19 protein-coding genes are annotated in these 22,964 nt (G+C 46.9%); 4 read left to right on the top strand and 15 right to left on the bottom strand.

Going from position 1 to position 22,964, the window contains the following annotated elements; translation table 11 throughout:
- Window positions 1-88: 88 nt before the first annotated feature.
- The 10 genes from ptsP to NLX78_RS16765 form a co-directional block, all read right to left on the bottom strand.
- Window positions 89-1,801 carry a phosphoenolpyruvate--protein phosphotransferase gene (ptsP, locus tag NLX78_RS16810; protein WP_103049341.1) on the bottom strand — a complete coding sequence of 571 codons (1,713 nt, stop codon included), beginning with the start codon at window positions 1,799-1,801 and terminating at the stop codon, window positions 89-91.
- Entirely contained in the window at window positions 1,794-2,069 is a 276-nt protein-coding gene (locus tag NLX78_RS16805; protein ID WP_013372579.1) for an HPr family phosphocarrier protein, read from the bottom strand. Before NLX78_RS16805 ends, ptsP begins: the two co-directional genes overlap by 8 nt.
- A gap of 110 nt (window positions 2,070-2,179) precedes the next feature.
- A complete protein-coding gene (gene ptsG, locus NLX78_RS16800) occupies window positions 2,180-4,225 on the bottom strand; it encodes a glucose-specific PTS transporter subunit IIBC (protein WP_061829260.1) in 2,046 nt (681 codons plus the stop codon).
- 252 nt (window positions 4,226-4,477) lie between these two features.
- The gene (gene glcT / locus NLX78_RS16795; RefSeq protein ID WP_023989882.1) at window positions 4,478-5,338 is read right to left on the bottom strand and encodes a glucose PTS transporter transcription antiterminator GlcT; all 861 of its coding nucleotides are present in this window, start codon (window positions 5,336-5,338) and stop codon (window positions 4,478-4,480) included.
- Window positions 5,339-5,528: 190 nt separating this feature from the next.
- On the bottom strand, window positions 5,529-7,064 hold the full coding sequence (locus NLX78_RS16790; RefSeq protein WP_254351109.1) for a flotillin lipid rafts scaffold protein FloT: 1,536 nt from the start codon (window positions 7,062-7,064) through the stop codon (window positions 5,529-5,531).
- 48 nt (window positions 7,065-7,112) lie between these two features.
- Window positions 7,113-7,631 (bottom strand): NfeD family membrane protein, encoded by a 519-nt coding sequence (locus tag NLX78_RS16785; RefSeq protein WP_023989884.1) that lies wholly within the window; start codon window positions 7,629-7,631, stop codon window positions 7,113-7,115.
- 174 nt (window positions 7,632-7,805) lie between these two features.
- Entirely contained in the window at window positions 7,806-8,969 is a 1,164-nt protein-coding gene (locus NLX78_RS16780) for an iron-containing alcohol dehydrogenase (RefSeq protein WP_254351019.1), read from the bottom strand.
- A 184-nt stretch (window positions 8,970-9,153) separates the two neighbouring features.
- The gene (locus NLX78_RS16775; RefSeq protein ID WP_254351017.1) at window positions 9,154-10,797 is read right to left on the bottom strand and encodes a UDP-glucose--hexose-1-phosphate uridylyltransferase; all 1,644 of its coding nucleotides are present in this window, start codon (window positions 10,795-10,797) and stop codon (window positions 9,154-9,156) included.
- 17 nt (window positions 10,798-10,814) lie between these two features.
- Window positions 10,815-11,804 (bottom strand): UDP-glucose 4-epimerase GalE, encoded by a 990-nt coding sequence (gene galE / locus NLX78_RS16770; protein WP_254351016.1) that lies wholly within the window; start codon window positions 11,802-11,804, stop codon window positions 10,815-10,817.
- 1 nt (window position 11,805) lies between these two features.
- A complete protein-coding gene (locus NLX78_RS16765; RefSeq protein ID WP_254351015.1) occupies window positions 11,806-12,984 on the bottom strand; it encodes a galactokinase in 1,179 nt (392 codons plus the stop codon).
- A 220-nt stretch (window positions 12,985-13,204) separates the two neighbouring features.
- Between NLX78_RS16765 and NLX78_RS16760 the strand changes: the two genes are divergently transcribed.
- Complete coding sequence (locus NLX78_RS16760) at window positions 13,205-14,071, top strand: AraC family transcriptional regulator (RefSeq protein ID WP_061829267.1); 867 nt, start codon at window positions 13,205-13,207, stop codon at window positions 14,069-14,071.
- Between the two features lie 77 nt (window positions 14,072-14,148).
- On the opposite strand, the gene mgrA is transcribed toward NLX78_RS16760, so the two are convergent.
- From mgrA to NLX78_RS16740, 4 genes are all read right to left on the bottom strand, one after another.
- A complete protein-coding gene (mgrA, locus tag NLX78_RS16755) occupies window positions 14,149-15,147 on the bottom strand; it encodes an L-glyceraldehyde 3-phosphate reductase (RefSeq protein ID WP_061829268.1) in 999 nt (332 codons plus the stop codon).
- Window positions 15,148-15,231: 84 nt separating this feature from the next.
- Window positions 15,232-15,972 carry an NAD-dependent protein deacylase gene (locus tag NLX78_RS16750; protein ID WP_061829269.1) on the bottom strand — a complete coding sequence of 247 codons (741 nt, stop codon included), beginning with the start codon at window positions 15,970-15,972 and terminating at the stop codon, window positions 15,232-15,234.
- Window positions 15,969-16,739: an HAD family hydrolase gene (locus NLX78_RS16745; RefSeq protein ID WP_061829270.1), complete on the bottom strand. Its 771-nt coding sequence runs from the start codon at window positions 16,737-16,739 to the stop codon at window positions 15,969-15,971. The genes NLX78_RS16750 and NLX78_RS16745 overlap by 4 nt, the downstream gene beginning before the upstream one ends.
- Before the next feature lie 14 nt (window positions 16,740-16,753).
- Window positions 16,754-17,560, bottom strand: a complete 807-nt coding sequence (locus tag NLX78_RS16740; protein ID WP_254351014.1) for an alpha/beta fold hydrolase — start codon at window positions 17,558-17,560, stop codon at window positions 16,754-16,756.
- 314 nt (window positions 17,561-17,874) lie between these two features.
- On the opposite strand from NLX78_RS16740, the gene NLX78_RS16735 reads away from it, so the two are divergent.
- From NLX78_RS16735 to ilvD, 3 genes are all read left to right on the top strand, one after another.
- A complete protein-coding gene (locus NLX78_RS16735) occupies window positions 17,875-18,909 on the top strand; it encodes an acyltransferase family protein (RefSeq protein WP_254351012.1) in 1,035 nt (344 codons plus the stop codon).
- 176 nt (window positions 18,910-19,085) lie between these two features.
- Window positions 19,086-19,334: a KGG domain-containing protein gene (locus NLX78_RS16730; RefSeq protein ID WP_029515716.1), complete on the top strand. Its 249-nt coding sequence runs from the start codon at window positions 19,086-19,088 to the stop codon at window positions 19,332-19,334.
- 345 nt (window positions 19,335-19,679) lie between these two features.
- The gene (ilvD, locus tag NLX78_RS16725; protein ID WP_023989895.1) at window positions 19,680-21,368 is read left to right on the top strand and encodes a dihydroxy-acid dehydratase; all 1,689 of its coding nucleotides are present in this window, start codon (window positions 19,680-19,682) and stop codon (window positions 21,366-21,368) included.
- A gap of 81 nt (window positions 21,369-21,449) precedes the next feature.
- Here ilvD and NLX78_RS16720 read toward each other — a convergent pair whose 3' ends face one another.
- Window positions 21,450-22,898: a polysaccharide deacetylase family protein gene (locus NLX78_RS16720; protein ID WP_254351011.1), complete on the bottom strand. Its 1,449-nt coding sequence runs from the start codon at window positions 22,896-22,898 to the stop codon at window positions 21,450-21,452.
- Between the last annotated feature and the right edge of the window lie 66 nt (window positions 22,899-22,964).

The following is a 22,964-nucleotide window of genomic DNA, read 5'->3' as shown; positions in this document are numbered from 1 at the left end:
CCGGTATCTAAATAGATACCGGCTGCTGTATGTACACAGCAATTTTTTGTTGGAAAAAGATATAACCTTTGAAATGTAATACCCTTCCTTAGCCTTCGATGCTTTGAACCAATTCAACAACCTGTTCTGCTGTTTGCATGTCTAGAGCTTTTGTAGCCAGTTTTTCCATGTCCGCACGGGACAACTTGGAGATTTGACTACGTGCTGGCAGAATGGAAGTTGCGCTCATACTGAACTCATCAAGTCCAAGACCCAGCAGCAACGGAATTGCTGTTGTATCTCCTGCCATTTCACCACACATACCAACCCAACGTCCTTCACGGTGAGCGGCATCAATAACCATTTTCACCAGACGCAGAATGGATGGATTGTATGGTTGATACAGGTAAGAAACTCGCTCGTTCATGCGATCCGCTGCCATTGTGTATTGAATCAGATCGTTTGTACCGATACTGAAGAAATCCACTTCTTTTGCGAATTGGTCAGCCAATACCGCTGTAGAAGGAATTTCTACCATGATGCCCAACTGAATTTCTTCAGATACGGATACACCCTCGGCTACCAACTTTTCCTTTTCTTCCAACAAAACAGCTTTAGCTTCACGGAATTCGTTCAGCGTAGCAATCATCGGGAACATGATGCGCAGGTTACCATGCACACTCGCACGCAACAAAGCACGCAATTGAGTGCGGAAAATATCCTGGCGATCCAGACACAGACGAATAGCACGGAATCCGAGGAACGGATTCATTTCTTTCGGCAGGTCCAGATAAGGAAGTTCTTTGTCGCCACCGATATCCAAAGTACGGACTACAACCGGCTTACCTTCCATTCTTTCCAGAACGGTTTTGTACGCCGTATACTGTACTTCTTCGGATGGAAGCTTATCGCGTCCCATGTACAAGAACTCCGTACGGTACAAGCCAACGCCTTCACCACCGTTGTCCAGAACACCAGCTACATCATTAGGCGTACCAATATTGGCTGCCAGTTCGACATGGACACCATCGACAGAAACTGTAGCTTCGCCGCGCAGCTTGCGCCACTCTTCGCGTTGCTTGTCGTATGCCACCTGTTTAGCACGGTATTCCGCAACAATCTCTTCGGTAGGGTTCACGAATACGTGACCATCCAAACCATCAACGATAATCAAATCGCCGCTTTTAGCTTGAGACAATATATTTTTCGTTCCCACAACTGCAGGAATTTCAAGTGAGCGAGCCATAATAGCCGAATGCGAAGTACGTCCGCCGATGTTCGTTGCAAAACCTTTAACAAATTCACGGTTCAGCTGAGCTGTGTCGGAAGGTGTCAAATCTTCTGCAAGCACAATCGTTTCTTCGGCAATTTCTGCAGGACTAACAAAATGAACACCAAGCAGGTGATTCAGGATCCGCTTGGTTACATCACGCATGTCCGATGCGCGTTCTTGCAAATAGGCACTTTTCATGTTTTCAAACATGGAAATGAACTGTGTAGCTACTTCATTCAAAGCATAGTCAGCATTAAGCTGCTCGTCTCTGATTTTAGCTTTAACCGGATCGATCAATTCAGGATCATTCAGGATGAGCAGGTGAGATGCAAAAATTTCTGCTTTTTTCTCTCCCAGCTCCTGAAGCGTTTTCTCCTTAATCGATTCCAATTCGGTTTGAGATTGTACCAAAGCCGCATCCAATCTCGCGATTTCAGCCTCAACATCACCAACCGCGCGTCTCTCTACAGCGTAATTCGGATGCTCCAAGATAAACGCCCGGGCAATGGCTATGCCTGCCGAAGCGGCAATCCCGGAAATTTTAAGCATGAACTTCGCCCAGCCCTTCGTTAACGATTACATTTTCAAGAGCTTTCAGTGCTTCGGCAGCTTCAGCGCCTTCGCAGATAATGTTAATAGTATCACCTTGTTCCAGACCCAGAGACAATACACCCAGAATGGATTTCAAAGTTACTTTTTTACCGTTAGCTTCGGCAAAAGATTCAGCACCGCTGAATTTGTTAGCTGTATTTACCAGTGCAGTTGCAGGACGTGCATGGATACCGTCTTCATCCGTAATTCTAAAAGTTGTTTGCATAATTTGTTCCTCCCACTTTCCTAAAGATAATATTTGTTTACACGCAGTATACCAGATCATTGATCAGACGGCCTAAGCCGCCTAATCAACTAATCCGAAACACATAGAGTTTATTTTATCGTAATTATACCATCTTCGCCAGCCTTCAATACTCCAGTTTTGTTTAAAGTTACCGAAGAACCTTCTGGAAGGTTGGTAAAAATGACAGGTGAAATGATGGATTTAGCGTTTGCCTTCACGTATTCCAGGTCTACTTTCATAATAGGCTGGCCAGCTGACACAAGATCGCCTTCGTTCACCAAAACGTCAAATCCTTGGCCTTTAAGCTTCACTGTATTCACCCCGATATGAACAAGCACTTCTTTACCACCATCGGATTGAATACCAATCGCATGCTTGCTCGGGAATACATTGAATACTTTACCATAAACAGGGGACACAATCGTTCCATCATTTGGCACGACCGCAAAGCCGTCACCTGTCATACGTTCTGCAAATACCGGATCGGGAACCGTCGAGATATCAACCAATTCGCCGTTAACAGGCATTACAATATCTTCTACAATAATGGTTTGTTGTTCTTCCCCAGCTTCCTTCTCCTCTTGTGGAGCAGGTTGCGCCGGAGCTGGTGCAGGTGTACGTCCAGCCATGATATCAGCCATTTGAGTTTTAATGGTGTCGGAACGTGTACCGAAAATTGCCTGTACGTTGTTGCCGACTTCAAGGACACCCGATGCGCCAAGTTGTTTCAGACGAGCTTTGTCAACGTTCGATTTCTCATTAACCTCGATCCGAAGACGTGTGATACAAGCATCCAGGTGCTTGATATTTGATGAACCACCGAAAGCTGCCAAAATGTTGTGCGGGAGCTCATCACTACTACCGGCTGCTGCACCATCCACATTTTCTGTAGCTTCTTCACGTCCTGGTGTTTTCAAGTTGAACTTCCGTATGATGAACCGGAATCCGAAGTAGTAAATCACTGCCAAAATCAGACCGACGATGATTACATACCACCAAGGCGTACGGGTTGGAATAATCCCGAAAATCAGGAAGTCAATGAATCCGCCTGAGAAGGTCATACCGATTTTGACATGTAAAATTTGCATGGTCATAAATGACAGACCTGCGAATATACAGTGTACTGCAAACAGCAGTGGAGCTACGAACAGGAAGGAAAATTCCAGTGGCTCCGTAATACCTGTCAAGAACGAAGTCAATGCTGCTGAACCCATGATACCTGCTACATATTTTTTGTGTTCTGGTCTTGCTTCATGGTACATTGCAAGCGCTGCTGCTGGCAAACCGAACATCATGAATGGGAATTTACCCACTTGGAACGTACTTGCTGTCAACGCCACTCCATCACGAAGCTGGCTGAAGAAGATCTGCTGGTCACCGTGAACGGTTTGACCTGCCTTGTTAACATATTCACCAAATTCAAACCAGAACGGTGAATACCAGATGTGATGCAAACCAAATGGAATAAGCGCGCGTTCGATAACCCCAAACAGGAACGCCGACAAAGTCGGGTTGGAATACACCATAAAGTGAGATACTGCGTTAAGTCCTTGTTGAACTGGAGGCCAGATCAGAACCAGCGCAAGTCCGACAATCAGTGAGGACACCGCCGTTGCAATTGGAACGAAACGCTTACCCGCGAAAAAGCCCAGATACGAAGGAAGCTCAATTTTGAAAAAGCGGTTGTACATGGCCGCGGCCAGTATACCGATGATTATCCCGCCGAACACCCCGGTTTGAAGCGTTGGAATACCCAACACGTTCGCATAACCCGGTATTTTTTGAGCAATCAGACCAGGTGTGACACCCACGGCTGTACCCAAAGTAATGTTCATAACGAGGTAACCGATGATGGCAGCCAAACCTGCTACACCTTCACCGCCCGCCAGACCGACGGCTACGCCGACTGCGAACAACAGGGCCAGATTATCAAAAACGATTTGTCCGGCATTCATCATGATCGTCGCTACCGATTGAACCCAGCCCGCATTTAATGCCGGAATGTACTGGAGAAAATCAGGATTGACCAGCATGTTACCGATACCCAATAAAAGCCCCGCAGCTGGCAAAATCGCTACAGGAAGCATTAATGCTTTACCGACACGCTGTAAAACGCCGAAAAGCTTTTTAAACATACCTTCCACATCCTTCTCTGAAATTTAGAACAGAGGCAAAACAACAAAAAAGGCATGAGCCGATTTAAGTATGTTTGAAAACAACCTTGGGATATAGCTTGCCCCAGTAGGCTGTAAACAATCATAACTTAAAACAACTCATGCCTGATCGAATCAGTAACACGTTAAATGTTCAGTTGTTGTCTTCCTCATTGCAGAATTGATTATAGCACCCCACTAAATGCGAGGCAATACTTTTTTATTCCTGTTTTATCACTTTTGTTGCTCCCCCTGCTCTTTGCGTTGGGACAACCGTTGCAGATGCATTGTCAAATAACTAACCTCAGCCGGGTACACAGATTTACGGAGTCTTTTCTCCATAATTTTCGTGAGCTTCCAGGCCAGCATATACATTTCCGGATACTCCTCATTCAAAAGCTTGTCCAATCGATAAATCTCCTGCACAATTTCTCCCCGGCGCACACGTTCAATCGCAAACCTCAGATGAGTCAGCAGTCGAGAATAATCAAGAGATTGAAGAGGAATACGATAATCCAGTGTCGTCTCGACAACCTGAACCATATCAGCAATCAGACGAGAATCCTTCCTAACCTCGGAGATATGCTGGTTTGTCATGGCGCTATAAATATGCAGGGCCACGAATCCGATTTCATCTTCTCCCAGATCTACATCCATCTTATCCCTGATTAAAGCAACAGCCTGCTCAGCCATCTTGTATTCCTGAGGATATATTTCCCTAGTCTCATACAAAAACGGATTATGAATCGTAATTCCCTGTTTATGACGGTTGATGGAAAAAGCGATATGGTCAGTTAAAGCAATCAGTATGTGCTCATTTAGAGGCTTCTTAGCTTGAAGCTGAACAAGATGAAGCACCTCACCGATGACCTCAATGAGCTTTTCATCCAGCTCAGGAAGCAACCGTTTGTATTGCTCCTGTTCTTCATGGCTTTTTAATATAAATAATTTTTCAACTGAATCCAACGGCATAAGATCGCCGGGTCTGCGATTGAAACCGATTCCTTTTCCAATCACGACAACCTCATCATGCTCGGGATGCATCCCTATAATCACATTGTTATTCAGCGCTTTGGCCACTTTTAGGCTGCTCACATCCGCACCTCTTTTATCAGAACCTTGATCCTAAGAATTATAGCATGAAGCTCAGAGGAATCCACGTTAAAGTACCAAATATTCGGCTAAAGGTCAATAAAAAGAAAACGCTTTTCATCACATTGCCGAGAAATGCTGTGATGAAAAGCGGTCTTTTGGTTAGGGATAGATGCTCCCCAAAGACTTATCGTTATTCTTTATCTGTTAGCGCTACCTCCACCGAGGCTGGAAGAGGCTGCTTATTCGCTTCGCCGGAAGGCGGCACGGAATGAATGCCTTTTTTCCCCGTGGTCAACCCCTTGATTAACTGCTCCACATCAATACCGGATACACTCTTCAGCATCTCAGGTGCCGTAGCCATCAGTTCGGTGACATAATTGCTGACACGCGCTGCTCCTTCTCCTTTTCCCGTATCAACTACGGTGAGTTTATCAATGGACGCAATCGGTTCGGCAATACGTCCAGCCAGATCAGGCAGCATTTTCACGATAATATCGAGCACGGCGGCCTCTCCAAACTTCTGGAACGCCTCCGCCAGTTTTTCCTTGGCCTCCGCTTCTGCAAGTCCACGCAAACGGATGACATCTGCGTCTGCCGTACCTTTGGCGCGTTCTGCATCCGCTTCTGCTTGCCCGTTGAGACGTTTTTGTTCAGCTGACGCTTTAGCCTGTGTCTCAATCGAGTATTGCAGCGATTCAGCCTCACGCATTTTACGCGATTTATCTGCTTCCGCCGCTTGCTCGACCGCATACCGATCGGCTTCTGCCTTCTTTTTCACTTCCGCATCATATTGCTTTTCACGTACCTGTATTTCCTTGGATTGAAGATCAATTTCCCGTTCTTTGCGCACCAGCTCGACCTTCATCTGCTCCTCGACAGCAGTTTGCTTGGCACGGGCCTCCTGAATGTGATAAGCCTGATCGGCTTCTGCCTTCGCTGTATCCTGTTCTTTCTTAAACGATGCCACTTTCAGTTCCTTCTCCTTGGCGGCCTCGGCAATGTTGGTGTCTCGCAGCAGTTCGGCCTTCTGGCCTTCCTGTTCTGCACGCGCCTTCTGAATCCGGGCATCCCGCACAGCCTCGGCTTCTGCAATCTCAGCATCCCGTTTCACAGCGGCAATTCTCGGCTTACCAAGCGCATCCAGATATCCGTGCTTATCACGCACATCTTTGATGGTGAATGAAACGATTTGCAAGCCCATCTTTTTCAGATCACGAGCAGCCACGCCCTGTACTTCCTGCGCAAACCGATCCCGATTACGATAAACTTCTTCCACTGTCATCGAACCGAGGATTGCGCGTAAATGTCCCTCCAGCACTTCCTGAGCCTCTCCTCTAAGAGCCTCCAGTGGCTTCCCGATGAACTGCTCGGCTGCTGTAGCCACATCCTCAATAGAACTGCCGACCTTGATAATCGCCACACCATCCGCAATCACGGGAACTCCTTGCTCCGTATACACTTCCGGTGTGGTTACGTCCAGTTTATGGGACAACAGAGAGATGAATTCGGACTGCTGGAAAATTGGCCAAATGAAGGCCCCCCCGCCGCGTACAATTTTAATTTTGCGTCCAGAGTCATCCTCGGAAATATTTTTATTTCCCAGAAAAGAGCCCGTCACGATCATCCCTTCATCCGGTCCTACCGTTTTGTAACGGGCCCAAAAAGCGATCCCTAATATAACGATAACGATGACAACAATCCCAGGGACCAACACAATATCTTGCAAATTTGACACTCCCGATCACGCTCCCTTCAAGTTAAGCGAATGCGCCGTCTATGTGTCCAGGTACGCTACGCGGACGACGCCCTCTGCGACCTCAACCACGACGATACGGGTTCCCGCAGCAAGCGGTTTGTGATCGAAGCTCGATGCTGTATGTATGGTGTTGCCTGCACCCAAGCGGATCATAACCTCCCCGTAACCAACCTCAGGTACAGGAATGGTGACCTCACCGATCCGGCCAGTCAGCTCACGCATGGAGAAGCCGCTGGATACTTCTGAATTCGCCATGGGCTTGATAAACGCAAAGAACACGAGTATTCCGATGACAAACGCAATCCCTAAAGCAAGCACGACGACCCACCCCATGCTCAGCCCAGTATACTTTGTCAGCAGTACTCCAGCTCCGCCAAAAGCGGTCATGGCTCCAAGTAAAACGACAGGTCTGAACCAATCGAGGCCCGGCAGCTCCAATGCACCATCCAGCCAACCACCGAGTACATCTCCAATCAGCACACTGACTACGGTAAAGATAGCGCCTCCTGCCAATAACCACCAAAATATGGTTTCCATGCGACTCCTCCTTCCATGTACCTTTTCAGTCTGGTTTCCAGTCTATAACTATGTTTACGTATTCAACCTTAAAAAGTTTCAAAATTTTCCTCCAAAATCCCACGTTGAACCCAAAAAAGCACGTTCGTACGTCTAATGACGCACAAACGTGCTTAAAATGATACAAGTATCAGTTTACAGAGATGCTTTGTAAATTTCGACTACATCTTCGCGATTGAGCTTATTAAAACCACCAAAAGATCCGAATTTCACAGCTTTATCAGCCATAACATCGATCTGGGACGCATCAATATCGTAATCAGCCAGACGGCTTGGTGCACCAATCGAGTTCCAGAAATCACGCAACGCCTGAATACCTTCCAGCCCCACTTCTTCATCACTCTTGCCTTCTGGGTTTACATGGAACACATTGACGGCCAGTTGTTTGAAGCGTTCAGGCTTCACATGCAGATTGTGTTTCATCCAGTTCGGGAACAGAATAGCCAGTCCTCCACCATGTGGAATATCATAAACAGCAGACACAGCATGTTCGATATTGTGAGTAGCCCAGTCACCTGTCAGCCCCATGTTCAGGAAGCCGTTCAGCGCCATCGTACCACAATACATAATCGTTTCACGCAGCTCGTAGTTTTCCAGATCGTTGACCAGACCTGGAGCCGCATCCATGACCGTACGCAAAATCGTTTCGCACCAGCCAAGTTGGACCGGAGTATTGGATTCCAAATGGAAATAATGCTCCAGCGTATGTGACATCATATCTACGATTCCGTAAACGGTTTGATTTTGTGGCAGTGAGTATGTGTTTACAGGGTCAAGAATAGAAAACGCAGGGAACGCAAATACGCTACCCCATCCCAATTTTTCCTGTGTTTTTTCATTTGTAATAACAGAACCCGCATTCATTTCAGAACCGGTAGCTGCCATGGTCAAAACTGTACCTAATGGCAATGCTGCCTGTGGGGCCGCTTTACGCTCTGCAAAATCCCACATGTCGCCATCATATTTTGCACCAACAGCAATGGCTTTGGAACAATCCAGCACACTACCACCGCCTACAGCCAGAACGAGGTCGATTTGATGTGTTTTACACAATTCCACGCCTTTATGTACTGTAGATAAGCGAGGATTCGGTTCTACACCAGCCAGTTCCGTTACCTCTGCACCAATTTCACCGAGCAAACTTATTACATTATCGTACAAACCGCTGCGCTTAATGCTGCCGCCGCCATATACAAGCAGTACACGTTTACCATATTTAGGAACTTCACGCTTGAGAGCCTCCAATTGTCCTTTACCGAAGATCAATTGTGTAGGATTATAAAATTCGAATGCTTTCATCGCAAACGCTCGCCTCCAATAGTTCTAAAGTTTAATGTTAAGAAACTACTCTATTATAACCTTTTCGGTTACAGGAAACAAATATGCTTTATTTTCAGAAAAAAACCACACTCCTTGAGGAGCATGGTTCCATGTCATATCTTGGGAGGGTTCTCGTAGTGTATTATGTGCTGTGCCAGCGATTTTATTCTCCCAAAGTATATCCCAATTGTTTCATAAAACGACCAAACGCCTGCTGCCCCGACTCATTCCGTTTATACACTCCTGCATGCTCTAAAATTTCACTGAATTTCAGTCCAACTTCATTTTGTACGGTACGAACAGCCGTTTCCTTGTCAGGCAAACGACCGAACCGAGTGTTTAACTGATAAATCCAGTCTACATGCTTAAACAGTGGATGTCCTTCCTGCTGCATAGCCACAGCCAGTTTGTCATCCCCACACAAAATATCTGCAATCCCATCCAGTTCATCCTTGAGCCGCCCCGGTAATATGGCAAGTCCCATAACTTCGATCAGACCGATATTTTCCTTCTTGATGTGATGCATCTCGCGATGAGGATGGAAAATACCTTCCGGATACTCTTCACTCGTTCGGTTGTTACGCAGTACGAGATCCATCTGATACCTGCCTTCGGAATCTCGTCGCACAATCGGCGTCACAGTATTATGTGGAATCGTTTCCCCCTCCTGCTCTGTATGAGAGAGGACATCAGCTACAGGATCACTATAAGCTTTCCAGGCTTCAAAAGCAGCATTTCCCGCCTCCAACAGCGCCTCGGCATCTGTTGACGTAAAACGGATGACCGACATCGGCCAGTTTACAATCCCTGCTGTAACCTGCGGGAACGCTTCATTATGGTATACACCGTCCACACCCGCTTTTTCAATTGGGAATGTATGACGACCACCCTGAAAATGATCATGGGTCAGGATCGATCCGCCGACAATCGGCAGATCCGCATTGGAGCCAATAAAATAATGCGGAAACGCTTTCGTAAAAGCCAGCAATCGCCGCAGTGTATCCTTCGTAAGCTTCATCGGTACATGATCATGATGGAACACGATGCAATGCTCGTTGTAATACACATAGGGTGAGTATTGAAAAAACCACGGCTCCCCATTCAATTCCACCGGAATGATACGCAGATTTTGACGGGACGGATGATTTACTCTTCCTGCATATCCGACGTTTTCACGGCATAATTGGCACTTGGGATAAACAGGCGGCGGCAAAAGCTTCGCCATCGCAATTTCTTTAGGACTTTTTTCTGGCTTGGACAAATTAATCGTGATTTCCATATCTCCGTAAGATGTCGACTGATTCCAGTACACATTGCTGGAAACCCGATCCATTCGAATGTAGTTCGAATCGATGGATAATTGATAAAAAGCATCTGTCGCCGCCTCTATGCCGCGTTCAGCCTCCGTTTGATGAAAGTCACGGATGACTTCAGACGGTCTCGCCATCAACAGTCCCATGATTTTGGAATCAAGCAAATCGCGATACGTATCTGTGTTTTCAGGGATAAGTCCTATGGCAAAACCATAATCTATCAATACATTAAGCACAGGCTGGAGAGCTTCGGGGGCCATAACGCCCCCTGCTTCCCCACCTGAATAAGGCTCCGAAAACCCAAACTGCTCCAACAGCAGATTACGGCTGTAATCTGTATCTTGCGGACCGATCAAGCCCTTGTTTTGTGCGAATGCAACCAGTTGTTCCACCGCATATAGAGCCGATTGCTGCACAGTTTCGTCGATGTCATGGGCCAGATGCCGGGAATGTTCCCGGCCTTGGCCTTTATCTGTGGATTGGCGCTCGCTCATATGTCATCGTCTCCCGTCTATTCGTTGCCGTAGCCGTGAGGGTGCGACTGATGCCATCCCCATGCTCCGCTAATAATATCCTCCAATTGGGTACGTGCTGGACTCCAGCCCAACACCGAACGAGCCTTGTCAGAAGATGCAACCAATATCGCTGGATCGCCTGCGCGGCGTGGCTCTGTCACAACTGGAATGTCGAGTCCAGTGACCTTGCGTGCCGTCTCAATAACTTCTTTCACAGAGAAGCCCTGTCCATTGCCCAAGTTGAATACGTTGCTGTCATTGCCTTCGCGCAAGTAATTTACTGCACGCACATGAGCATCAGCCAGGTCACTCACGTGAATGTAATCCCGAACACACGTGCCGTCAGGTGTCGCATAATCCTCACCAAACACAGCGATGTGTGGACGTTGCTTCAAGGCTGTCTGGAGCACTAACGGGATCAGATGGCTTTCTGGTCGGTGATCTTCACCGATCTTGCCGCTCTCATGCGCACCAGCCGCATTAAAATACCGTAAAGACACATATTTGATGCCTAAAACTTTATCAAACCACGACATCATGCGCTCCATCATCAGCTTTGTTTCACCATACACGTTGGTTGGCTCTGTACGGTCTCCCTCTTCAATCGGCACCTTTTCCGGTTCGCCGTAGGTAGCCGCAGTAGAGGAAAACACGATTCGGCGCACTCCAGCATCCTTCATTGCCTCCAGCAAGCTCAGCGTGCCAAATACATTGTTGTCATAATATTTACCAGGATTTTGCATACTTTCTCCAACCAGCGAGTTGGCTGCAAAATGGATAACTGCATCGATACTATTTTCAGAGAACAGTTTGGACAGTAATTCTTTATCCCTCAAATCCCCTTCATACAACTTGCCTCCAAGCAATGCTGCTTTGTGCCCGGTTTGCAAATTGTCCAGCACCACAACTTCTTCTCCCAGATCCAACAGTTCTGCTACGGTATGTGAACCGATATATCCAGCTCCACCTGTGACTAAAATGGCCATGTTATTCGTCCTCCTTCAGTTCTTTTACTCCGTCTCCTGCCTTGCATACATAAAAGCTGGCTTCCAGCCCTGTGCGGGTCTGATAAGCTTCGCCGACTTCCTTCACAAAACGTTCCACATCGTCCTCATGAACCAATGAAACCGTACAACCTCCAAATCCGGCTCCTGTCATACGAGCACCCAGCGTGCCAGGGATGCGCCGTGCTTCTTCAACCATGACGTCTAGCTCCGTGCAGCTAACCTCATACAAATCGCGCAATGAATCATGAGAAGCATTCATTAACAGACCAAAAGCTGCAAGTTCATTCGCTGCGAGAGCATCGACAGAGGCCAACACACGAGCGTTTTCCTCCACCACATGCTGTGCCCGCCGACGCACTGTTTGGTCCGCGATGTGATGCTGAAGCTCTCCGAAACGTGCCTCATCCAGCTGAGCGAGGTATTCCAGTGACGGCTCCTGCTGCTGTAAAATGGACAGTGCTTCGGCACACTGGCTACGACGCTCGTTGTAGGCTGAGTCCACCAAACCGCGACGCTTGTTTGTATTGCCGATCACGAGCTTATAAGCCCCCGTGCGGAATGGCACTTTACGGTACTCCAACGTATCGCACATCAGCAGAATTGCATGATCAGCTGCTCCGTTCGCTACAGCGAACTGGTCCATAATGCCGCAATTGACACCAACGTAATTGTTTTCTGCCCGCTGGGACAACAAAGCGATCTCGACCGTATCTGTTTCCTGTTTTTCGATCGTGAGAAACGCATATCCTGTAACAACCTCAATGGAGGCTGAGGAGGATAATCCAGCACCATTCGGTATTTCTCCATGATAGAGCAGGTCATATCCGTTAGACGGATAAACTCCCTTTTCAGCCAACTCCACCAGCACACCCACCGGATAGTCCACCCACTCATCCGTTTTGTTTTTACCTATTTCTCCACGGGGGATAGACACTTCATACGACAGGTTTGTCGAAGCAAAATGAATTTCATCATCATTGCGCGCACGAAGGATCAGCGTCGTTCCGAATTCCAGCGCAGCCGGGAGTACATAACCACCGTTATAGTCGATATGCTCTCCAATCAGATTGACACGTCCAGGTGCATGAAATATCCGCAGTTCATTGCTGCTTTCACCATATTTTTCAATAAAATGTTTCTTTAATTCAGTAGAGTTCATATCCGCATCCACCTCATATACCGTTAGTAAAGGCCCTCCTGATTTCCCTGTAACATCTTAATCAGGTTGACATCTCTTATGATTTCAGTATAAATGAAAGCGTCACACAATGTAATGCATCCATGTGTTTAAGCTATGGATAAATGTGACTTGGATATGTACAATGTAAGTATACCGCATCCGCTAAACCATTCACAAATGCAGGAAGGATGACCCTATTTTGCAAGCGTATTCATATAGTTATGCCGTCGCCTCTAATCCGGTGTTTTATGAAAATAGCCCGCTGCATGTGCTTTTTGCAGGAGAGAGCCAGACCAAATCCGGTCATGCCGTGGGGCCGAAAATCTATGATTACTATCTGCTACACTTTGTAGAATCGGGCAGAGGTATCTTCCGAACGGAACAGCACACATATCAGCTTGAAGAAAACGATTTTTTCCTTATTCATCCCGGTCAGCTGGTGAGCTATACCTCTGATGATGAGGAACCGTGGCGTTATCGTTGGTCTGCGTTTACCGGACACCATACTGAGCAGGTGGTGCAAGAGGCCGGGTTACGTGTTCACCAGCCTGTCTTTCATGCTTCCGATCAAAGTCCCATCCCCGGTTATTTGGAGCAAATGCAACTGGCCTTTTATAGCAGAAAATCTAGTTCTCATCTATCAGCCTTGGGGTATTTGTATCTGATTATGGGGGAAGCAGGCAATTACCTGAGTGACTGGACTGATCCGTCCGGGGCGGATTCGCAAATTCAACGTACAGTCAAGCAGATGGTTCAATATATGTCCACTCAGTACGCACACCCCGTTTCCATTGAGCAAATGTCTGAAGGACTTGGTTATAATCGTGCGTATTTGTCACGGATATTCAAAAAGGAAACGGGGATCTCCCCCGTCACCTATCTGCTTAAGCTAAGAATCGACAAATCACGTCAACTGCTGCGTGAGCGTCCGGAACTATCGGTAGAGCAAGTGGCCGCTTCGGTCGGACTAACCGATGCCTTATATTTCTCACGTCAATTCAAACGCTTCTGTGGTCAGTCTCCAACCGAGTACCGAAGCAAGGTTAAGCAGTATCCACAGTCGTAAAGCAGACTTAAACAGCCCGCATCCTTCAAACGGATACGGGCTGTTAACTTTCGCCATTAAGCTGTGCCGCCGTCCTGTCAGTTCCCGGCATTCAGAATCGAATCAATCCGATCCAATTCCTCCTGAGAAAAGTCCAGATTGGATAAGGTAGCAACATTTTCTTCAATTTGGCTTACACGGCTTGCCCCAATCAAGACAGAGGTCAGACGTTCGCCGCGCAGAGCCCAGGCCAGCGAAAATTGAGCCAAACTTTGTCCGCGTGCAGCAGCCATCTGATTCAGGGCGCGTACCTTGCGAAGTGTCTCTGGCGTCACATGGTTCTCATTCAGGAAAACCGAAGTACTCGCTGCACGTGAATCCTCGGGAATTCCGTTCAAATATTTATTGGTCAGCAATCCCTGCGCCAGCGGGCAAAAGGCAATGCTGCCTACCCCGTTTTCGTCCAGTACATCTTGTAATCCGTTTTCAATCCAGCGGTCGAGCAAGGAGTATTTCGGCTGATGAATCAGAAGCGGTGTTCCCAGCTCCTTCAGAATGCGAGCTGCTTCTGCTGTTTGCTCCGCACTATAATTGGACACACCCACATACAGCGCTTTGCCGGATCGTACGATATGATCCAGTGCTCCCATCGTTTCTTCCAGCGGCGTATCAGGATCAAATCGGTGAGAGTAGAATATGTCGACATAGTCCAGCCCCATCCGCTTCAGGCTCTGATCCAGACTAGATATCATATACTTGCGAGATCCCCAGTCACCATAAGGCCCTGCCCACATATTGTAGCCCGCTTTGGTGGAGATGACCAACTCATCCCGGTACGGTTTCATATCACTGGCTAATACTTGTCCAAAAAATTCCTCAGCTGATCCCGCAGGAGGGCCATAGTTATTAGCTAAATCAAAATGCGTAATTCCCAGATCAAAGGAGCGAGTAATCATGCTACGGCCATTCTCCGCGTTGTTAATCCCGCCAAAATTGTGCCACAAGCCCAGCGAAATAGCGGGCAGTTTTAGACCTGATCTCCCTGTACGGTTATATTTCATAGTTTCATAACGATCTTCGCCAGCTAAATAAACCATGCTATCCCAGCCTCTCTCGAAACATTGTAATGTCCATCACAACATCATCATAGCGCTTTTATCCAGGCGTTGACAAGAAAACGATTACAGACCTAATTGATGAGCAAGTTTTTCCATAACTTTACCGATTGGATCGGTGATCAAAAGATCCGCCTTATGATCATACGAGGTGGGATCTGTATTCAGCAGCACCGTATGTTTACCACGAAAATAAGTAATCAAGCCCGCAGCAGGATGTACTGTCAGCGACGTTCCTCCAATTAACAGCAGATCAGCCTGCGAAATAGCCTGAACGGATTGAATAATGGTATCCTGATTCAGCTCCTCCTCATATAAAACGACATCCGGTTTGATAATTCCTCCATCTATTGGACATTTAGGTACAACCTCAGAGCTGTTCATCACTTCATCTAGGCTGTAAAAGCGTCCGCATTCCATACATTGGTTCCGATGCACCGAGCCGTGAAGTTCCAATACATTCACACTGCCGGCAGCCTGATGTAAGCCGTCAATATTTTGGGTCACAACCGCTTTTAGACGGCCTTGCTTTTCCAATGACGCGAGGAAATGATGACAACCGTTTGGCTCCGCATCGGGATGCAGCATTTTGCTGCGATAGAAGTCAAAGAACACTTCAGGATGCTTCACAAAAAATGAACGGCTCAGCATAACCTCAGGGGAATAAGGCAATTTCTCCTCACTTTGATACAGGCCTGCTGCCGAACGAAAATCTGGAATACCGCTTTCCGTCGATGTGCCTGCTCCGCCGAAAAAAACAATATTCTGCGATTGCTGTATCCATTCCGCCAACGTATTAACTTTCATACCCTACGCACCTCCAGTTCTTCATATCCACGAACAACCTTATCGGCATCCAGCAAATGACCAGAACGTTCTGCTTCTGGCGCAAATCCAATAGCGAGCCGCACTCCGGCACGTTTTCCCATCTGCATGTCCCCATTGCTGTCTCCGATGACTACCACGTCCGCCGGCGACAATCCTAGTAATGCGCAGGCTTTTTCAGCCATTTCCGGGTCAGGCTTACCATATGTAACCCTATCATGTCCGATAATCTCATCAAAATAGGATGTCAGCCCCATCCACTCCAAATGCTCCTGTGCAGCCTCTGTACTGTCAGAGGTCACAACCGCTAGCTTCAGCCCGGCATGGCGGCTTTGCTCCAGCAATGTCCGCAACCCTGGAAACACCTTCGCTGCCCGATGTCGCCGAATATCAGCCATGGCCGTTTTATTAAAGTCGCGGACAAGCCGGACCGCTTCATTCCACGGTACACCAGTATTATAAAGCTGCCAAGCCAGTACCCCCGTACTTTCGTCCACCGTCCCCATGGCCAGCGGGCCAGAAGGGTCGTAACCGATCACACGTCCCTCCTGATCGTGAACAGTACCTAGAACGGTACCTTTTTCTACCGTAAAACCGGCACCTGCCACGGTAAGATGCTGCTCCATCATATCCAGTATAGAACGAGCCCAGGGGCCCCACAACTGAATAAAATCCAGCAACGTTCCATCTTTATCTAATAAAATACCACGGCATGGGTACCGCTCCCCCTGCACGATCAGCTCAGACATGCAGCACACCTCCTTTACTGATTCTTAGCAGCCACATCCACACTCTCCTTCATCCAGTCCTGTAAAGCCGTTACCGTCTGATTCCATTGCTCGGCAGCGCTAATTTTTGCAGGATTATCCCCTTTTTGGACACCATAACTGCCGAATTGGGCATGATTTCCCCCTTCGACTGTAAAATACAGCGTGTTGGCTGGTAAATAAGTTCTTCCACTTTGGACATTTTCCATCTGGATGACTCCATCATCACTTCCCAGTAGAGAAATAACGGGCAGATTTTTATCCTTTAAATTACCCTTGTTATCCGGGTAGGAGGCGAGGAAAAATACACCTTTGACCTGATCAGGATGTGCAGCTGCATATCGGGCCGCCATCACACCGCCTAACGAATGGCCTCCAATAACAAACGCTTCTTTCGGATATGCCTTTAGCACTTCATTCGCTAAATCCGGGGAGATCAATGCAAGGTTCAGTGGCATTTTTGCAATGATCACATGATGACCCTTTTCCGCCAGACGGCGTGCCAACGGCGCATAACTTTCGGGCTTCACCAACGCCCCTGGATACAAAATGACTCCGGCTCCGCTTCTTTTTACAGGCTCAAAACCAACCCAATGTTCTTGTTCATTTACTTTCACAGCATCCGCTACTTCGGCTAATGCAGCAGCAGCCGTCTCGTCAGGCTGATAAGGCGTAAATACCTTCCATGCCCCCCACCCTGCGATCAGTACAATGACAATCAGGATGCCTAAGAGAATTTTCCATATTTTCCGAGGACCACGTGTCCCATATGAATTGTATGATCTTCTTGTTCTTCTTCTCATTGTAAAAGTTCCTTTCGCCTTTTGTACCTCGAAATTCGTAATTTGAATATAAAATGTGTCGCTGTATTCATCAGCGTAACTATAGCCTTGTTAGGGTAACATCGTTGTACATACAGGGTCAAATCAGCATACATTTCCAGGTATTAGCCCATCTTTCTCCGGTGTTCAAGCATTCGCCACATAATAAGGACATGGTAGCGCTTACTATTGTGAAAAAAATCACAATGATAAGGTCCAGAGTATCGTACCTTGTTCCTTGTAAAGAATTATTTTTTAAATAGTTTAGTCGGCAGAAGCCGTTCGGAGGGAAACACATGACGACAAGCCATGATGTACAAGGGGAAAGCTTCTTTCTCAATCTGCGATTTCTGTTGATCATATGCGTATTTGCAGGAAATGCTCTGGAGCCTCTAGTCGGTTCACTTCATATTGCCCAACAATGGTTCAGCTGGATATTCATGTTCCATATGCCGTTGTTTGTACTCGTTACAGGCTACTTTGCCAAATCATCTTTGACCGGACCCGCAGGCCAAAAAGTTCTGCTTCAGATCGGTATGCAATATCTTATTTTTCAATCGCTCTATTCGATCTTGGATGTTGCACTCTTCCACGTTCCCCATATCCATCATTCGTTCTTTGCTCCTTATCTGCTCCTCTGGTTCCTTGCTAGCCATATCTGTTGGAGACTGCTGATGCTGACTTTTCAGAAAATACCACCTGTCCTCCAATTGGGTATATCCGTGCTGCTGGGTATCCTTGTCGGGTATCTCCCTGTGGATGGTATATGGCTGAGCGTATGCAGAACCTTTGTTTATTTGCCTTACTTTGTAGCAGGTTATCATTTGAATTATGCGGACGTTCGACGGTTCTTCACAACACCAGTCCGCATAATCGCTGGCATTGTATCTCTTCTGCTTATGGTACTGGCGGGAACGTCGTATTTCGGCATCCCGGCAGGCTGGCTGTATGGCAATATGACTTATGGTGAATTGGGCCATACCGAATGGTACGCAGGAATTTACCGCATCGGCATTTATGGAGTTCAATGGATAGCATCGATGGCGTTTCTAAGCTTTGTTCCGACCGTGACAGGACGTATAACCGAGATGGGAAGACGGACACTATATGTCTTTTTACTCCATGGCTTGATCGTCCGTACCGTCGTTGCAAAGGGAGTCTACGAATATATAGATACTCCAGTGGAAGTCATGTTGATTGTAGTGTGTGCTGCAGGTCTGTGCTGTATGTTGACCATGCCTTGGGTTCGAACTGCAACAAGACCTCTGATTGAGCCACAGGTAGAGTGGATGCTAAAGCCAGCTCCTTATCCTTTTAGACGGTCCGCGTAATCTTTTTATCCCTTTTTTATTTAACATTGAACACGCGACAACCCACTTACAGACGAACATGTAAGCGAGTCTACCCTCTCTTTACTCCACTTAGAGCCTGTTTCATACAGGCGTGATGTGGTAAGTAAAGGATGCGCGCAACAAAAAACAACTTTTTTATTAAGGAGTGATTTGTAATGGCACGTAATCAAAATCAGGAGAAAATGAGTCGCGAAGAAGCAGGTCGTATGGGTGGAGAAGCTACTTCCAAGAAGCACAATAAGGAATTTTATCAGGAGATTGGTAAAAAAGGCGGGGAAGCAACCGCAAACTCTCATGATAAAGAATTTTATCAGGAAATCGGCAAAAAGGGCGGCGATGCTACAGCTGAGTCGCATGACAAAAATTTCTACAGAGACATCGGTCGTAAAGGCGGCAGAAATTAAGGTGTAGTGTCATATTCCGCCCTCCTTTAACATAAAAACAAGCCTGAGCCCATCCGCTTTATTGAGGAATGGGCTCTTTCATATTTTACCTGATACGCAAACCTATCAGTATACATATTTCTAATAGAATCACATTCTAACCTCTTCTAAATGCAATATATAGACAAATAAAACTGGTTATATCTATATATTGTTGATTACAGAACACTTCTTGTACTTTTTCAAAATCTTCATATATGTAGAAAAAAGCTCACATCTATGATAGACTCTTTAGAAAACATCTGCGCTATCACGGCGTCCATTGAACGCCATACTATTTTTATACTTTGGGGGGAAACCAGCATCATGACAGCTAAGACGAAAATGCGTTCCGATATGATTAAAAAAGGCTTTGACCGCGCTCCTCACCGCAGCTTGCTGCGCGCAGCGGGTGTCAAGGAAGAAGATTTTGACAAACCGTTTATTGCGGTATGCAACTCGTATATTGATATCGTACCGGGCCACGTCCATTTGCAGGAATTTGGCAAAATTGTCAAGCAAGCCATTCGTGAGGCAGGCGGTGTACCTTTCGAGTTTAACACCATCGGTGTAGATGACGGCATTGCCATGGGGCACATCGGTATGCGTTATTCTCTGCCGAGCCGTGAAATTATAGCTGACTCTCTGGAAACTGTCGTTTCCGCTCACTGGTTTGACGGCATGGTTTGTATTCCTAACTGTGATAAAATTACCCCTGGCATGATGATGGGCGCATTGCGCGTTAACATTCCAACTATTTTCGTCAGCGGCGGTCCTATGAAAGCTGGTAAAGACAAGAACGGACGCTCTATTTCCCTGACCTCCGTCTTTGAAGGCGTAGGTGCATATCAGGCTGGTAAAATCGACGATCAAAGCTTGCTTGAATTAGAACAATATGGCTGTCCGACATGTGGCTCCTGTTCAGGGATGTTCACAGCGAATTCCATGAACTGTCTCGCAGAAGCGATGGGTCTGGCTATGCCAGGTAACGGCACCATTCTCGCAGTAGCAGAAGAACGTAAAGAATTCGTTAAACAATCTGCACGCCAATTGATGGAATTGATTAAGCTGGATCTTAAACCACGTGATATCGTGACTAAAGAAGCTATTGATAATGCATTTGCATTGGATATGGCAATGGGCGGTTCCACGAATACCGTATTGCATACATTGGCACTTGCCCATGAAGCAGAAGTTGACTACCCTATCGAACGTATTAATGAAGTCGCAAACCGCGTACCTCATTTGTCCAAATTGGCACCTGCTTCCGACTATCATATTGAGGATGTTCATAATGCAGGCGGCGTAAGCGCAGTGCTGAATGAATTGTTGAAGAAACCGGGCGCACTGCATGGTGACTGTATTACTGTAACCGGAAAAACCATTCGTGAAAATGTAGAGGGTCAGGAAATTCTGGACACTAACGTTATCCATAAACTGGACAACCCGTATTCCGAACGTGGCGGTCTGGCTGTATTATTCGGTAATCTGGCACCGCAAGGCTCCATTATCAAAGTCGGTGCAGTTGATCCTTCGGTTGGTGGTTATCACAAAGGTCCTGCTATCTGCTTTGATTCACAGGAAGATGCACTGGCAGGTATCGCCAACGGTAAAATTAATGAAGGACACGTTGTTGTTATCCGTTATGAAGGTCCAAAGGGCGGACCTGGTATGCCTGAAATGCTCGCTCCAACTTCACAAATCGTGGGCATGGGGCTTGGTGCCAAGGTAGGTCTGATTACAGACGGACGCTTCTCAGGTGCTTCCCGTGGTATCTCCATCGGTCATATTTCCCCCGAAGCCGCAGAAGGGGGACCTATCGCTTTTGTTGAGGACGGCGATATCATTGAGCTGGACTTGAACAATCGTAAGATTGAGCTCCACATTACGGACGAAGAATTCGAACGTCGTCGCGCCAACTGGAAAGGCTTTGAGCCGAAGGTGAAAACGGGTTACCTGGCGCGTTATTCCAAGCTGGTGACGAACGCAAGTAACGGCGGAATTATGAAAATCTAAAGCTTTGCTAAGATATGCTTTATGAACGGCTAAAAAGCCTCCCGACCCCTAACAAAGGATCGAGAGGCTTTTTTTATTAGGTCAATTGCTTGATCCTGTATCCGCTGCTTGTGAAGCCCTGACTGATGTCTGAACAGGATTAGCCTCTTCGGTCATTTCGCTGTTGAGTATATGGACATCATCTCTCTGAGCTGTTTGCTCAAGAGCTTCGTCTGAGCAGTGTAAGTCTCCCTGATGAAAACGGTCAAACAAGGTATCCATTGGCATCACGATCAGTTTCGGTACCATTACATCTTTTTTTTCACTCAACTGTTCTGAACCCAAAGGATGGATGACACTAAATAAAAGCTTTAAATATACGGTGGACACATGCTTGAACAGTCCTTGGGGAAGCTCCCGAACTTGAAATCCCAACTTCTCTGGTCCCCGATGAATCATACTTACTGCATAGATCGCCTTTACACCATTCATTCCAGAATCATGTACAATCCGTTGGGCAAGATCAGGAAGCTGTCTTTTCACAATCCGAATCAATTGAATAGCTAGATGTACCATCGACTTTGCCGTCGAACCCAATTGAAACAACATTTTATTATCAAAATGAAGCTCGATTACCGGGTCCCCTTTTTCTAGCCACCTGCCGTTCTCCAAATTTATATTTGGCCCATGATAGATACGGCGACGATAATAAAAGATCGTATCCTCCTTGCTTACGGGACGAAGACGGAACAAAGCGTGGAATAACCGCTCGTACTGTAGCCATCCGAATACCAGCGTTCTTTTAAACCAGCCCGTACTGGACATCTCGGAGGCAGTGGGTTTATTGACAGACTGACGGCAAAACAATGTATCCACCCGTACGCTACGTAATTGCCGTTCTTGCGCGACCATCAGTAGCTTCTCCAGCGCGATTAGCATATTCTGTGGCGCTTCTACGTCTGCCCCCAATGTCGTACCACAATCATGGAGCAGCATCACCTCGCCACCCCTCAGCTTTTTGAGCATTCTCTCCGCTAATTGTTTCGCTCCGATGCTGGCCTTCCAGTCCCCGAACATGGAAGACCATAATACGATTCGACGACCATTGGTTTTGGAAATATCAAAAAAATTCACAATCCCCCAAGGCGGACGATAAAAGGTCGTTCCTTCGCCAGTTACTCGACGGATAACTGACTCTGTCTGGGCAATTTGTCTTCTGACGGTAACAGGCCGCATCAGCCAATTCGATTTGTGCACATAATTATGAATACCGATCAGATGACCTTCATCATGCATGCGTTTCAGAAGCTCAGGGTGTTTTTCCGCATTCATCCCTACAACAAAAAAAGTAGCCTTGGCATCAAAACGCTTTAGTAAATCAAGCAACTGTGATGTATACACTGGATCAGGACCATCATCAAAGGTGAGCGCATATTCTTGCTCACTTTTGCCGCGCCGGAACACCCGGAACCCAAATATACGACTAACCAGCGCCGGAACAAAAGCATAAAAAGTTGAAATGTAAAACATCCATAACAGCAAAGTCTGCACGTTTTATCCCCACTTTTCTATTCTGAACTCCCAAGCAGGCTTCCTGAGGAAAACTCACTTACTTAT

Origin of the sequence: Paenibacillus sp. Lou8.1 (assembly GCF_024213565.1) — a bacterium.
Classification (GTDB): domain Bacteria; phylum Bacillota; class Bacilli; order Paenibacillales; family Paenibacillaceae; genus Paenibacillus; species Paenibacillus polymyxa_B.
Note: the sequence above shows the minus strand (reverse complement) of the source record. Positions and strands in the feature narration are given on the sequence as shown.